15 protein-coding genes are annotated in these 13,273 nt (G+C 39.9%); 6 read left to right on the forward strand and 9 right to left on the reverse strand.

Annotated elements, in window-relative coordinates:
- The gene (locus DTA23_RS23475; RefSeq protein ID WP_239468842.1) at nucleotides 1–960 is read right to left on the reverse strand and encodes an efflux RND transporter permease subunit; all 960 of its coding nucleotides are present in this window, start codon (nucleotides 958–960) and stop codon (nucleotides 1–3) included.
- A gap of 297 nt (nucleotides 961–1,257) precedes the next feature.
- Here DTA23_RS23475 and DTA23_RS23480 point away from each other — a divergent pair, with 297 nt between their 5' ends.
- Both DTA23_RS23480 and DTA23_RS23485 read left to right on the forward strand, forming a co-directional pair.
- A complete protein-coding gene (locus DTA23_RS23480) occupies nucleotides 1,258–3,813 on the forward strand; it encodes a BamA/TamA family outer membrane protein (RefSeq protein ID WP_112376170.1) in 2,556 nt (851 codons plus the stop codon).
- 29 nt (nucleotides 3,814–3,842) lie between these two features.
- Nucleotides 3,843–4,622, forward strand: coding sequence for a helix-turn-helix domain-containing protein (locus DTA23_RS23485; protein ID WP_112376171.1), 780 nt, complete (start codon nucleotides 3,843–3,845; stop codon nucleotides 4,620–4,622).
- Between the two features lie 46 nt (nucleotides 4,623–4,668).
- Here the strand turns inward: DTA23_RS23485 and DTA23_RS23490 are convergent, their stop codons facing one another.
- Complete coding sequence (locus DTA23_RS23490) at nucleotides 4,669–5,331, reverse strand: DUF1349 domain-containing protein (RefSeq protein ID WP_112376172.1); 663 nt, start codon at nucleotides 5,329–5,331, stop codon at nucleotides 4,669–4,671.
- 266 nt (nucleotides 5,332–5,597) lie between these two features.
- Here DTA23_RS23490 and DTA23_RS23495 point away from each other — a divergent pair, with 266 nt between their 5' ends.
- Both DTA23_RS23495 and DTA23_RS23500 read left to right on the forward strand, forming a co-directional pair.
- The gene (locus tag DTA23_RS23495; protein ID WP_070565463.1) at nucleotides 5,598–6,206 is read left to right on the forward strand and encodes a class I SAM-dependent methyltransferase; all 609 of its coding nucleotides are present in this window, start codon (nucleotides 5,598–5,600) and stop codon (nucleotides 6,204–6,206) included.
- A gap of 12 nt (nucleotides 6,207–6,218) precedes the next feature.
- Entirely contained in the window at nucleotides 6,219–7,127 is a 909-nt protein-coding gene (locus tag DTA23_RS23500) for an NAD(P)/FAD-dependent oxidoreductase (protein WP_112376173.1), read from the forward strand.
- A gap of 209 nt (nucleotides 7,128–7,336) precedes the next feature.
- On the opposite strand, the gene DTA23_RS23505 is transcribed toward DTA23_RS23500, so the two are convergent.
- On the reverse strand, nucleotides 7,337–7,633 hold the full coding sequence (locus tag DTA23_RS23505) for a winged helix-turn-helix transcriptional regulator (protein ID WP_201303552.1): 297 nt from the start codon (nucleotides 7,631–7,633) through the stop codon (nucleotides 7,337–7,339).
- A 142-nt stretch (nucleotides 7,634–7,775) separates the two neighbouring features.
- On the opposite strand from DTA23_RS23505, the gene DTA23_RS23510 reads away from it, so the two are divergent.
- The gene (locus tag DTA23_RS23510) at nucleotides 7,776–8,375 is read left to right on the forward strand and encodes a nitroreductase family protein (protein WP_112376174.1); all 600 of its coding nucleotides are present in this window, start codon (nucleotides 7,776–7,778) and stop codon (nucleotides 8,373–8,375) included.
- A 41-nt stretch (nucleotides 8,376–8,416) separates the two neighbouring features.
- Here the strand turns inward: DTA23_RS23510 and DTA23_RS23515 are convergent, their stop codons facing one another.
- From DTA23_RS23515 to DTA23_RS23545, 6 genes are all read right to left on the reverse strand, one after another.
- Nucleotides 8,417–9,361, reverse strand: a complete 945-nt coding sequence (locus DTA23_RS23515) for an MBL fold metallo-hydrolase (RefSeq protein ID WP_112376175.1) — start codon at nucleotides 9,359–9,361, stop codon at nucleotides 8,417–8,419.
- A gap of 63 nt (nucleotides 9,362–9,424) precedes the next feature.
- A complete protein-coding gene (locus DTA23_RS29800) occupies nucleotides 9,425–11,158 on the reverse strand; it encodes a TonB-dependent receptor (protein ID WP_256604640.1) in 1,734 nt (577 codons plus the stop codon).
- Nucleotides 11,085–11,723 (reverse strand): outer membrane beta-barrel protein, encoded by a 639-nt coding sequence (locus tag DTA23_RS23530; protein WP_112376178.1) that lies wholly within the window; start codon nucleotides 11,721–11,723, stop codon nucleotides 11,085–11,087. Before DTA23_RS23530 ends, DTA23_RS29800 begins: the two co-directional genes overlap by 74 nt.
- Nucleotides 11,692–12,135 (reverse strand): outer membrane beta-barrel protein, encoded by a 444-nt coding sequence (locus DTA23_RS23535; protein WP_172462501.1) that lies wholly within the window; start codon nucleotides 12,133–12,135, stop codon nucleotides 11,692–11,694. Before DTA23_RS23535 ends, DTA23_RS23530 begins: the two co-directional genes overlap by 32 nt.
- The gene (locus DTA23_RS23540) at nucleotides 12,047–12,373 is read right to left on the reverse strand and encodes a hypothetical protein (protein ID WP_112376180.1); all 327 of its coding nucleotides are present in this window, start codon (nucleotides 12,371–12,373) and stop codon (nucleotides 12,047–12,049) included. Before DTA23_RS23540 ends, DTA23_RS23535 begins: the two co-directional genes overlap by 89 nt.
- Complete coding sequence (locus tag DTA23_RS23545; protein ID WP_112376181.1) at nucleotides 12,345–12,695, reverse strand: carboxypeptidase-like regulatory domain-containing protein; 351 nt, start codon at nucleotides 12,693–12,695, stop codon at nucleotides 12,345–12,347. The genes DTA23_RS23540 and DTA23_RS23545 overlap by 29 nt, the downstream gene beginning before the upstream one ends.
- Before the next feature lie 252 nt (nucleotides 12,696–12,947).
- On the opposite strand from DTA23_RS23545, the gene DTA23_RS23550 reads away from it, so the two are divergent.
- Entirely contained in the window at nucleotides 12,948–13,226 is a 279-nt protein-coding gene (locus DTA23_RS23550; protein WP_112376182.1) for a DUF4269 domain-containing protein, read from the forward strand.
- The last annotated feature ends 47 nt before the right edge of the window (nucleotides 13,227–13,273 follow it).

The following is a 13,273-nucleotide window of genomic DNA, read 5'->3' on the forward strand; positions in this document are numbered from 1 at the left end:
TTAATCGTTTGTATTGTGTACTGTATTGTCCGTAAGTTTTTTACCCGAAACTTTTTCTTGCAAATATTGGAACACCAGGTATAGTAATGGTATAATAATTACCCCAAGGATAACACCGCTTAACATACCCATTGCTGCTCCTGTACTGATGGAATGGTTACCTGTAGCCGTTCCGCCGGTCGCAAACATCAAGGGGACCATACCCGCAATGAAAGCCAATGAAGTCATCAAGATTGGGCGTAGACGAGCTCTTGCGCCTTCTAAAGCCGAATCAATGAGTGAGGAGCCTGCTCTTCTCCGCTGTAAAGCAAATTCAACAATCAAAATGGCATTTTTTGCCAAAAGACCGATGAGCATGATCAAGCCGACCTGGACGTAGATATTGTTGTCCAATCCAATAGCACGTGTTCCTAGGAAAGAGCCGATCATCCCTGTTGGGATTGATAACAGGACGGCAAGAGGCAATAAGTAACTTTCGTACTGTGCTGATAGTAAGAAATAGACAAATAGCAAGCTTAATGCTAGGATAAGTACGGTTTGATTGCCTGATGACTTCTCTTCCAAACTAAGTCCTGTCCATTCGTAGCTGTAGTCTCCCGGTAACTTGGTCAATACATTTTTCTCCAATGTTTCCATGATAGCACCATTACTGATACCAGGCGTACTAACAACGTTTATCGTGAGCGAATTGTATAAATTATAACGGGTTACCGACTCAGGACCATACACTTTACGAAGTGTGACCAAGGTATTTACAGGGACCATTTGGCCAAGATTATTCTTGACAAATATTTCGTTGAATGCTTCTTTATCGGTTCTATAAATGCCATCAGCTTTAACTGCTATCCGATAGAATTTACCGAAACGATTGAAATTCAATGATTGGTCACCCGCAAAGTAAGTTTGAACGGACGAAAGCATTTCACTGACATCAGCCAAGTTGGGCCGCTTTGTCTTCATCTACTTCTAACTCCATCTGTGGATAATCTGCTCTGAACATGGTATAGGCAAATTGCACTCCCGGTTGTTTCATAATCTGCTAGGTCAATAGGGTGTCGCCGTTTGCGTGTTAGATGTAATACCATTCGAACCGAGAGCAATAAGTTTTATCAAAATAGCGGTTTTATACTAAAAAAGGAGCAGAAAGTTTTTGATTCTTTGCTTTAAAAGGTGAACTTTAGCCCAAATAGATATCGAGACCATCAAACATTCTACCTGTATCGACTGTTGATTTCTCGAAGACCCGACTTAGATAAAATGAGAAGAATCTTTACATTAATTGCCTGTTGCTGTGTTTTTAATTCGCATGCGCAGCGTATGGACAGTATTACCACGGTGATCGCACCTGAGTATGACCGAGTGGGATTATTGCATCGATTTTGGCTTGGAGATAGTTACCGTAAATTATACAATACTCCTGTTAAGATGCGTGTGATGGATCTCGCTACAGAGCGAGGTGGACTTCAGATCGTCAAGTTGGGCGGCGGAATGCAGACCCAGTCGCTTCGACTGGTAGATTCTTCGGGTAGGGAGTGGGTTCTCAGGTCCATTCAGAAATATCCTGAACGCAGTCTCCCGGAAAGCCTCCGAAAGACATTTGCAAAAGATATTGTACAGGATCAGATTTCGATACATCATCCATTTGGAGCATTGACCGTTCCGCCATTTAACAAAGCCTTAGGAATTCCTTCAGCCTCGCCGGAACTGGTTTTTGTGGGAGATGATCCAAGGTTTGGCGAGTATCGTGAGGTATTTAAGAATAGGGCCTATATGTTTGAGGCGCGTACCCCTTTTGAGGATCAAAAAACGGATAATAGCGCAAAAGTCATGCGTAAAGTGTTGGAAGACAATGATACACAAATTGATCAGAAGCTCACACTACGTGCACGATTGTTAGATTTTACGTTGGGCGACTGGGATCGCCATCAAGACAACTGGCGTTGGGACCCCGAAAAAGAAAAAGGTAAAAAGATCTATACGCCTGTCCCTAGAGATAGGGATAAGGTGTATTATAAAACTTCGGGGGTATTTCCAACATTACTTTCCTATCAATGGTTGAAGGCCCATTTGCAACCCTTTAGTCCACATATCCGAAATGTGCCCCATTGGAATTTTAATGCAAGTACTTTTGATCATTTTTTTCTCACGCATCTTACGGTGGACGAGTGGATTGACGAAATACAATTTGTTCAGAAAACATTGACGGATTCGTTGATTCATCAGGCTATGTTAACGATGCCTGATACCATTGTGAAAATGAGCGCGAATGAACTGGAAACAAATATTCGTTCAAGAAGGGACGAACTGATGGAAAGTGGATTAACCTACTACCGATTTCTAGCCCGTGTCGTTGAACTACCATTGTCCGCCAAATCTGAATTTGTAGATGTCGATTACAATAGTGATGGTTCGGTCACTGTCAATATCCATAACAAGAAAAAGGATGGCACCGAAGGGCGAAAATTGCTAAAACGTACTTTTGTACCTGATCAGACCAAAGAAGTTCGCATATATGGTATATCGGGCGCTGATGAATATAAGTTCCATGGATCGGGCAAATCGCCCATAAAGGTTCGGATTATTGGTGGTGATGGTCAGGATTTGTACCGTACAACAGACAAATTTGCCAATGGCAGCAAAGTTTATATCTATGATGGTAAAGAGCAGGTTCAGGGTACTATCCAGGTTGATGATGCTATTCATCTGAAATTGAGCAAAGACAGCGCTGTCCATACGTTTGACTATGACAATTTTGTCTATGATCGTAAAGGAGTTGTTTTTAATTTGGACTATGGCGTTGACCGCGGACTTATTTTTGGACTGGGGTATATGATCGAAAATCAAGGATTCAGAAAGAAACCTTATGCGTATAGGCATGAGTTTCTTGCCAGTTATTTGACCGGTCGCGAATCATTTATGTTTGATTACAAAGGTAATTATAAGGAACTCATTGCAGGGCATGATCTTTACATTCATCTTTCATCCCTTGGGCCCAAAAACCTGAGCAACTTCTTTGGGTATGGAAATAATACCATTTTTGATAAATCGGATTCAAAGCGCATTTCCTATTACCGAAATCGATTTGATCTTGTGAATGGTGATATTTTTCTAGAAAGATACCTAGCCCCCAAATTCAAGGTTTTCTATGGATCCTCCTCCGAATATTATAATAGTAAAGAATTAAATAATGTTGGACGATACTTTGAAGAGTTTCATGAAAAATATCCTTCGGAGCCTATCTACGGTAGTAATTTTTTCACTGGGGTCACCACTGGTATAGATTACGATACCCGCGATAATATCAGTAATCCAAAATCGGGAGTACATTTTCACACTAGATTGGGGTGGAATGCTGAAATCGGAGGGGAGGGCCGCAACTATACAAAATTACAGCATTCCATGAGTTTTTATAAAACGGTTGCCGACAACTATATTACTTTTGCTAATCGTGTGGGATTTGATGCGGTATGGGGAGATCCCTATTTTTATCAGCACGCACAAATTGGAGGAGAAATGAGCTTAAGAGGGTATAATTCTCGGCGATTTACTGGGAAAACAGCGCTTTATAATAATTTTGACATGCGATTGAAATTATTTAGCTACTCTTCTTATATCGTTCCTGGAACAGTCGGGGCAATTGGTTTCTATGATATAGGAAGAGTCTGGATGAGTCATGAAAATTCCAATGACTGGCATATGGGATATGGTGGCGGAATTTATTTTATGCCAGGAGATCTATTAACTATTCAAGGAGTAATAGGGTTCAGTAAAGAAGCAACCTTGCCTTATCTCCGAATTGGACTTTCTTTTTAAAGACCTAAAACGAAGCTTTTAAGTATAAAATGAAATCGGAGATCAAAAAAAAATTAGATAGAAATTTTGCTGAGCGTAGATTACGAAATAGCAACATCGATTTATCTGTGTTAAAACACTATAAGAGTTACGCAAAAACTTTTGCCGACATTCATAACGGTATAGTCGTACTGAGTGACCTGACGGCAAAATGGAGTTATACCTATATGGGGACAATTGCAGAACGACTTTACCTTCCTTCATATGACAAGAAGCTGGAAATAAACGGTATTTGGGAAGATTTTCTTCTCGAACGTGTTTACCCCGATGATTTGGCCATTAAGCATGCTTTGGAGCTTCAATTTCTCAACTTGGTCAAAAAAAAGGATCTGGCGGAGCGATTCAATTATCAAGCAAACAGTATACTTCGGGTCGAAGGGAGAGAGGGGCAAATCATCCAGCTGTCCCATCAGATTTTTTACTTGGACACCCCAGGACCGGAATTCCCCCAGCTGGCTTTATGCTGTTATACCTTACTACCAGAAACTGAAACTTCAATCAATCTTCGAAATTATATCCTCAATCAGGTAACAGGCGTAGTCCATCACTTAGATGGCTATGGTGCGAAAACTTCGATTAGTACACGAGAGAAAGAAATTTTAAGCTGCATCAAGGAGGGGATGATTAGTAAACGAATTGCCGAAAAACTAGGGTTGAGCATTAATACCGTTAACAGGCATCGGCAAAATATACTCCAAAAGCTTCGTGTACGAAATTCATATGAAGCAGTGAGTGTGTTTAACAAGATGCAGCAGGACATACTGACTTAAGATGACGCCCGTCTATGGGGCTGTCTTAGACGGGCGTCGATATTTTTTAGTTTGAATTATTCTCTTTCAGCCATTTGCTTCGACGTTGATCTGCAAGGTGTTTGATCGTAAAATAGTCAAATTTCGCCTGAAAGCCATTGCCGTCTGGTGAAGCTGCCATTAAACCAACCATAACAGGGTGATTATCCTGCAGCCAGGCATTCCTCATCATGATATACTCCTTGTCATCAAAAGAATAGAAAAATTCGACAGCATCTAATCGACGTATCGCTTTGATCCAAATAAAAGGGATTTCCTTATCTATTGGAATAATGCTCCAATCACTCGTTTTATGCGTAACGACCGTACTCAAATTGTATTTTCCATCCACAAATTCTATCCCTGCTTTTATATAGTTTTCATGATCAATGCGCAGCATGAGACCTGCTTGGTCAAAGCGGGTTTGGTAGTTCGCCGAGATCTTTGCCTTGACTTCAAACTCTCCCCCGCGTAGCGTATAGAAAAAGGGGGCGTCGTCTACTGTAAATCCATAATGAGAGATACGCCAATAATCGCTTTTAGGCGTAACGAACATCGAAAGTGAATTGTCTTTGATGTTCCATTCTGTTGGTTCGTTAAACCAAAGCATCTTATCCAATTTTTGTGCGCTGGCCTGCATCGTAAGCAATGGAAATAATGAAGCTGCTAAAAATGTCTTTATAGTTTTCATGTTTTTGTTTTTGTGATGATATTCATTTTCATCAGCAAAGATATTTAAGCATAGCCCAGGTTTTCAATACTGATAAATAACCATGATTTCAATAATTCATCCTATTGTAATTTATTTGCAATTTAATTGCATTTAATGTTTTTGCTACATAGTTGCAATAGTGAAAAATACTATCTTCGCTGAGTTGACTTTTAATCCACTGTAGTACCGAATCGGTATAGCAAACAAGATCGATTTCAATTTTAAACAATATAAGCAACAGCAGTATGGAATTTTGGGAACGTAATTTTATAGAGAAGCAAGAAATGTGGGGGGATGAAGCCGCAAAGTCTACAACGTTTGCAGTAGGCTTTTTTTTGGAACACAACATCAAAAATATACTGATTCCTGGGTTCGGCTACGGTCGCAACGGTCGCCCTTTTTTGGAAAATGGAATAAAAATTACAGGCATTGAGATCTCGAAAACGGCAATAGAACTCGCCCGGAAATCCTTTGGGACAAATACGATAATCCATCATGGTTCGGTTAATGAAATGCCTTTTGATCAGGATATATATGACGGTATATTTTGTTACGGGCTTATTCATCTATTGGATGCTGAAGAACGTAATGCGTTAATCCAGCATTGCTTTGACCAATTAGCTGAAGGAGGTTATATGATTTTTACGACCGTATCAAAGCTAGCGAGTATCTATGGAAAGGGGGAGGCCATAGGCACTGATCGATTTGCAATGTTTGATGGAGTACATATGTTTTTTTACGATATTGATTCCATTCATGCCGAATTCGATCCCTATGGATTAATGGAAATTAGGGAGGTAGAGGAAAATTTTCCATTCTACTTCATCATTTGTCAGAAGAGGATTAATATTTAAATATATATATTTATGAAAGATGATAGAAGCTATGAGGTAATTATCGTTGGGGGAAGTTATGCGGGGCTTTCTGCAGCGATGGCATTGGGACGTTCCTTGCGGAATGTGTTGATTATCGATAGTGGGCTACCTTGTAATCGACAGACGCCGCACTCTCATAATTTCATTACGCATGATGGTGAAAAGCCGCTTAGTATAGCGAAAAAAGCGAGGGAGGAAGTTCTGAACTACCCGAGTGTCAAGTTCCAGAAAGGGCTTGCTGTGAGCGGCATGATGACAGCTACAGGGTATGAAATAACCACCGAAAATGGGGACGTCTTTCAGGCTAAAAAGCTCATTTTTGCGACTGGTGTGGAAGATATTATGCCTAGTATACAAGGATTTTCAGCCTGTTGGGGAATTTCGGTTATCCATTGCCCATATTGTCACGGTTATGAATTCCGAAAAGGAAAAACTGCTATTATGGCCAATGGAGAGCGTGCACTTCACGTAGCGGGATTGGTCAATAATCTCTCGAACGACTTAACGCTATTGACTTCGGGTAAGGCTAGTTTTGATGTTAAGCAGAAAGCAAAACTGAAGTTACATGGTATTTCGATTATTGAAGAAGAAATAACTAAAATCCAGCATAAGAATGGATGGGTCCAACAGGTACAATTAAAAGACGGTCGTGAACTTGCCTTTGATGCTGTTTATGCTGCCATACCTTTCAGGCAACATTCGCTTATTCCTGCTATGTTAGGTTGCGAATTGACCGATCAGGGACATATAAAAACAGACAATTTCCAGAAAACAACAGTCGCGGGTGTTTTTGCCTGTAGAGATAATTCCAGTATGATGCGTTCTGTAGCGAATGCGGTTGCTGCAGGAAACCTAGCTGGAGCAATGGTTAATAAAGAACTTGTTGATGAGGTTTTTTAGTGGCCATATTGATCTGTTTTCCGGCAGTGGTGACACATTGTTAATTCATCAGGAAGTTTTTACAAAAAACTTCCTGATGCGTAAATGCTGTCTTTATTAAATTTTTTTGTCCAAATTTTACTGAAATAATAGCTGCCGATAAGATAAACCGACACCAGGAAGTGATCCTTTATGATGGATAATCGTTTTAAAAGTCGACGGTTCCTACTCTACATTTGTTGAATACGTTCGGTCCGACTAGCCGTTTCCCGTCCCCATTCTGCAATAGATTCTAATAGCGGAATAAGCGTCTTGCCGAATGGTGTAAGTTCGTAATCTACTTTCAAAGGAGCTTTTTCGGTATGTACTGTACGCTTTACTAAACCATCAGCCTCAAGTTCCTTTAATTGTAAGCTTAATGTACGCTCGGTAATTAATGCACATTCTTTTCTTAATTCATTATAACGTTTTTTTTCAATTAGATGAATCAAAATTACTGCTTTCCATTTTCCGCCTATGTATTTCATAGTTAGGCTGGTACTGCATGGGTATTGTTTGTTGTCTATCAAATACATCTGTTACTATCAAGTTTGACCGTTATTGCAAATATATAATACCATATTTAAGTTTGCAACTATAAAATATATAGTTAATTTAATCTTGTATGTTATGGCTTTTTTAGAAACTGCAAAGCAACGTTACACAACGAAAAAGTATAATTCAGAAGCGCTAATTCCGGAGGAGAAAATCGCTGAATTAAAGGAAATAATCCGATTGAGTCCATCTTCCATCAATAGCCAGCCATGGAAATTCTTCTTTGTCTCTTCTGGGGAGATGAAACAAAAACTCGCTGCCGCATCCTATTGGAACGCACAGAAGATAAATGAGGCAAGCCATCTGGTTGTCTTTAGCGCACTTACCGATGTAGATCGCTTTGAAGAGCAGATCGCAAACACGCTTCCAGAGGGATCGATTAATTACTATAAGCAATTTTTGCAGTCGAAAGGGGAGGTCCATGTTCAATCCTGGATGAAGCAACAGGTGTATCTTTCTTTGGGATTTTTCCTTGCAGCCTGTGCTGCAAATCATATTGACGCAACCCCAATGGAAGGAATTGAAAATTCCGTCTACGATGAAATACTGGAACTCGATGGCTATCAGACGCTGTTTGCAGTTGCTATTGGCTATCGACATGTGGAGGATGCAAATCAGCCTGCAATTACCGCAAAATCACGTTTGACAATTGCAGATATAATTGAAGAGTTCTAGGTAAAAAAGATGAAACCAATAGTGGTTTCATCTTTTTTACATTAGTTTAAACTTATCTTTTTGCCCTGTTCGGGGAAAACATAATTTATTTTAAGTGGATTATTGTTGAGCAATTCGTTTTTAATGATTTCAGGGTTGTTACCAGTTGGTTTTCGGTGTGTGACCACTATGCTTAGCCCTTCCAAGTTTTTTAGTCCCGTTTTTTCTTTGAGCTTTACGAGTTCTTCTAGCAGCAAATTGGGGGTTAGGTGACCGAAGAGTAAATTTTCTGGCTGATTATTTGGGAAGGAGACTTCAATCAATATGCTGTTTAATTGTTTATTTTTGATCAGTGGGGTAATCTTATTCCAGAGCTTATCTAGCTGATCGGATTTTTCCACCCGGTCCGCGCCAGTATCGCCGAGGTAAAGGAGGTAGTGATTATCATGGCGGACAAGTGCTGCACTACTTTTATATGGATTTACATGGCTCAGCTCATATGCCGTCAAAGATAATGCTGTATTTGGTACTTGCATTTCCAGCCCCTCCTGTAAACTGTTGTAATGATACTTTCCTAGTATGGGTTTTTGGCCCTGGTCCCCAAAATTGATCCAGGTATCCGTGATGAAATAGTGATTTTGTAGAATTTGAAGGACCTGATCAATAGCGAAAATGTTCTTTTTGCTATCGGCAGGAGAATTAATAATAAGACCCGATAGATGATCGAGATGTCCATGGGAAATGAAATATCCCTTTATTTGGTTATGCAAAATTGTTTCGACCGATCCATTTAGACTTTTCAATACAATAGCTTTTCTAATCCCGGTATTTATGGTTCCGGCGTCGAGGCAAAGGAAGGCCGTATCTCTTGGAGTGCCTACTAAATAAGCAGAAAGATTGTCTTCTTGTTCGCCACCATATATTCCCAGCGGGACAAGGTCAAAATGCTGTGCCTGACAGGTCATGGTCACAAGAAATGTAAAAATGGAAAGCGCTAGTTTTTTCATGATTATTAAACTAAAAACCCATCCGTTGTTATAGGATGGGTTCAAATTTACGTTATTTTTTGTTTATTGGTTGAATCGGTAACGTACACCCAGCTGAATTCTCCAGCGTGAAGTTTCATCCACACTGTTCGAGAAAGTGTTGGTTAAAGGAATCTGATTTGTTGCATCTAAATACGGGAATGAGAATGTTGGTTGTCCCTGCGCATTCAATCCTTTGTAATTTAAGATACCGTTCGCTTTGTTGGCAAATTGGGCAACTCCCCAGCTTTTGTTGATCATATTACCGAAATTAAATACATCAAAAGTAATCTGCAATTGATGTTTCTTACCGCTGGTATTTAAAAATACATCTTGCGCGATGCGGATATCCAGTGTTCCGATCATTTTTCCTACCAATGCGTTACGTTTCGCGTATTGGCCTCTGTGCGCGTTCAGGTAATTGTCCTGATTAATGTATCCGTTCAATTGAGACCATAATTGATCAGCTGTCCGAGTGTCTTGCACATTGTCGCCAACAAGTGCAATTTCAGCTTTACTATTTGGAATGTAGATCAAGTCATTACCAGACAAACCATCATTGTTCAGGTCACCGCCATAAGTATAAGAGTAGCGAGGCCCGTCCTGCAGTTGATAAAATAAGGAGAATGTCGTTCCTAAATGATCCAGGTATTCTTTACGGTAAGAGAAGTTGGCAATAAATCTATTTTTAACCAAATAAGTTGAATAAGATAGGTCAGCGCTATTTGGATTACCCGACAAATAGCGATCACGCCACATGGATTGAGCAATAGATCCTCCATCGTTCACAGATCTTGAATCTGTATAGGTATAACCGATATTTGCAAAAAATCCACCTTTGAACTCTTTCGACAATGTTCCTGTCAAGGTATAACTATAACCTTTTGATGTATTGGACATCACAATGGCGTCGGAAATATTCGGATTTTCGGGAGTAGGTTGAGCAGCACCATAAATACGTGGAGTATTGTAACGCATACGGTTATCGACACCAACTAAAGCTTTACCGTCCGTCGTATTTAGATTGACGTTACTGAAATAGACCGAATTGATATCTTTTGAATACATGGCTTCAAAAGTACCAATAACACCGCCTGGTAATTTTTGGTCAATGGCAAGGTTCGTTCTCCAAAGCTGCATAAATTTGAAGTTATTATCCGTTACCGCCAAGTTATAACTCGAGTTGTTGGCTGCAGTTTGGTGGTTCACATTGCGATAAGCATCTACATCAGGTGTAAATGGGCGGTTTGTAGGATTATTAATAGATTCAGAACCAAACATAACACCATTATTGCCGGCCTGATTAGAAATCCATACTAATGGCGGACGACCCGTAAAGATTCCCGATCCACCACGTACCTGCGTTTGATTTGTTCCATTGACATTCCAATTAAATCCAATTCGTGGCGACCAAAGAATTGCACTCTTTGGATATTTTGATACATCGATCTTTTCACCTTGATCAAAATTCAACTTGGTTACATTATCATTTTTCAGTTCATTGGGGGATGATATGTTAGTCAAATCGGCTCTCAATCCAGCAGTCAATTTAAAATGATCATTTACAGCATAGGCATCCTGTGCATATAGACCAAACATACGTACTGAAATTTCTGCATAAGGAAATGACCCATCAGGTAAAACAGAATATTGGATTTGGTATTTGGTTGCGTTGGAAACATTATTTTTTGCAGAGTTGTAGAAGTCATCTAAACTGGCAAATGTATAGGCCCCATAATAGTTCGGTGCAAATCCATTGGTGGTTTTGTAATTTTTCAAAATTGGCTCCCAAGGTAATCTCATGCTTTCCGGCATAAATATTAAAGTTGTTGGTTGCTTGAAATACCTTCGTCTTTAAGCTATTAAATGCTGTAAATGGTTCGTAACCAAATGCTGTCATGCTACTACCGTCGGGGTTCATGATGTCTACCAAAGGAAATGGTTGGCCACCTTTCGACTCTCTATAGTCGTTCATGACATTGTATCCTACGGTCAATGAATTAGAATATTTGCTACTGATACGCGTACGTAATTCTAAATTCACATTGTCCATGTTGTTGTTTATACCGTAGCCTGCTGAGCTGAAAGGTAGGCCAAGGTTGGACGGTTGCCGATTATTTTTGGGCGCACCACTATTGGACGGTAAGATGTCGCGATAGGAACGAAAGTAGAAATATTTAGCGCTTAAGGTATTTTTTTGATCGATATTGTAATCTAATTTAACGGAAAATTTGTCACTGCGTGTATCCAAAGGATAATCTTGATAAGATCCAGGATTATACCCGATCGATTTAAGGTAGTTGGCTAGCTCATCAAGTTTTCTCCGCAGATACGGTTGAAACATTCGGCCCCGTATTTCCTCCGCGTGAAGCTATAAAATTTGTTCCTGGGTCTGTTCTTCGCTCAAGCTCGCCGCTTGCAAAAAAGAATAGCTTGTTTTTGATAATTGGTCCCCCCACGGTAAAACCATAGCCTTTTAAGCTGAAGTTGTTGACTGGTGCTCTTAGTCCGGCCGAATTGTATTTGTTGACTAAATTCTGATTTCTGAAATAATAATTTAACGAACCTTGTACTTCGTTGGTACCACTTCTTGTTACGGCATTGATTGCAGCACCGGTAAAACCATTTTGTCTTACGTCATAAGGAGCAATGTTTACTGAAATCTCCTCAAAGGCATCCATATTGATAGGTTGCGAGTTTTGTTTGGCTTCCGATGGTTCCTTGTAGTCCAAACGCGTTGTTAAATAGCGCGCCATCGATGGTAAAGTTATTGGCAAGGTTGCTTCTTCCTGCAAAAGAAGGATTACCGTACTGCATCGAAAATTGAGGGGTCAGTTTGACAAAGTCTGTAAAGCTTCGATTGAGTGTGGGTAGATTTTGAATCGCTGTGCGGGAAATGTTTTGTGCCGCACCTGTTCGGCCGGAGTTGAAGACTTTGCCCTGTCTCGTACCTACAACGACAGCTTCATCCAATACTTGCGATGCGGACTGCATCTGAATATCTAATGTTGAGCTTTGTCCCAAAGCCAGTTTCTCGATCTGCTTGATATTGGGTGAATGCCCCAAGATAAGTTACAGTGATTTGATAAGGGCCACCAATTCTCATATTGGGGAGATTATAGCGTCCGTCACTTCGCGATGAAGTAACGTACTTTGTCCCAGAAGGTAAATGTATGGCTTCAATTGTCGCCCCATTGATTGGCGAATTTCCCTCTCTGACAGTTCCATTCAGAGCAGAGGTGGTTTCATTTTGCGCATAGGTAAGTGAGGTACCGATTGTGCTTAGCAAAATACTGGTAATCAAATGTTTTCTCATTTGTTTTGTAGCGGTTTAAATGACTAGGTGATTTTTAAACCGCGATAAAGGTAGGAGAGTAGTATTGATTTTGTGTTAAGTAAATATTATTTAACGGTTTCCACTGTCGTAGGTATAAACCGTTTTTTATTATTGATAATTCAGTCCAATCTTGCTTGCGGCTATTTTTTAATTTTGATTATGTTTACGTTTTTTCTTTTGTTGTTTAGTATATTCAAACCTATTTAACCGGATTGGATTTTATCGTTACTTATGACCATAAATTTTAAAAACATAGATTATTTGAAGTCTGGAAACGACGTGCAGAAAAAAGCCTATCGGTTATTGACTGACTATCAAATTACTACTCTTCTTGATGCTTATGATCCGATTGTAGTTGGTACGATACCGATTCAGCTAGATGTGGGTGGGAGTGATATAGACATTATTCTGTGTGTCAACGATTTTGATGCTCTTGAAGAAATGCTGTCTCTTAATTTTCGGTTACAGCGGCCGGCCGATCGTGTAATCGTCCTGCCGTTTCACGATTGAAGAGCAGCTTTTTGAAATTTTATGCAACGGATAAAGCAACTGGAAAT

It is taken from the genome of Sphingobacterium multivorum, from assembly GCF_900457465.1.
GTDB lineage: Bacteria > Bacteroidota > Bacteroidia > Sphingobacteriales > Sphingobacteriaceae > Sphingobacterium > Sphingobacterium multivorum.

What these genes read in the sequence shown, in the direction of transcription:
- DTA23_RS23510 (WP_112376174.1), top strand. Translation starts at nt 7,776, where the DNA reads ATGGCTTTTTTAGAAACTGCAAAGCAACGTTACACAACGAAAAAGTAT.
- DTA23_RS23505 (WP_201303552.1), bottom strand. Translation starts at nt 7,633, where the DNA reads ATGAAATACATAGGCGGAAAATGGAAAGCAGTAATTTTGATTCATCTA.
- DTA23_RS23490 (WP_112376172.1), bottom strand. Translation starts at nt 5,331, where the DNA reads ATGAAAACTATAAAGACATTTTTAGCAGCTTCATTATTTCCATTGCTT.
- DTA23_RS23480 (WP_112376170.1), top strand. Translation starts at nt 1,258, where the DNA reads ATGAGAAGAATCTTTACATTAATTGCCTGTTGCTGTGTTTTTAATTCG.
- DTA23_RS23545 (WP_112376181.1), bottom strand. Translation starts at nt 12,695, where the DNA reads ATGAGAAAACATTTGATTACCAGTATTTTGCTAAGCACAATCGGTACC.
- DTA23_RS23475 (WP_239468842.1), bottom strand. Translation starts at nt 960, where the DNA reads ATGAAGACAAAGCGGCCCAACTTGGCTGATGTCAGTGAAATGCTTTCG.
- DTA23_RS23485 (WP_112376171.1), top strand. Translation starts at nt 3,843, where the DNA reads ATGAAATCGGAGATCAAAAAAAAATTAGATAGAAATTTTGCTGAGCGT.
- DTA23_RS23540 (WP_112376180.1), bottom strand. Translation starts at nt 12,373, where the DNA reads ATGCAGTCCGCATCGCAAGTATTGGATGAAGCTGTCGTTGTAGGTACG.
- DTA23_RS23550 (WP_112376182.1), top strand. Translation starts at nt 12,948, where the DNA reads ATGACCATAAATTTTAAAAACATAGATTATTTGAAGTCTGGAAACGAC.
- DTA23_RS23515 (WP_112376175.1), bottom strand. Translation starts at nt 9,361, where the DNA reads ATGAAAAAACTAGCGCTTTCCATTTTTACATTTCTTGTGACCATGACC.
- DTA23_RS23535 (WP_172462501.1), bottom strand. Translation starts at nt 12,135, where the DNA reads ATGGCGCGCTATTTAACAACGCGTTTGGACTACAAGGAACCATCGGAA.
- DTA23_RS23495 (WP_070565463.1), top strand. Translation starts at nt 5,598, where the DNA reads ATGGAATTTTGGGAACGTAATTTTATAGAGAAGCAAGAAATGTGGGGG.
- DTA23_RS23500 (WP_112376173.1), top strand. Translation starts at nt 6,219, where the DNA reads ATGAAAGATGATAGAAGCTATGAGGTAATTATCGTTGGGGGAAGTTAT.
- DTA23_RS23530 (WP_112376178.1), bottom strand. Translation starts at nt 11,723, where the DNA reads ATGTTTCAACCGTATCTGCGGAGAAAACTTGATGAGCTAGCCAACTAC.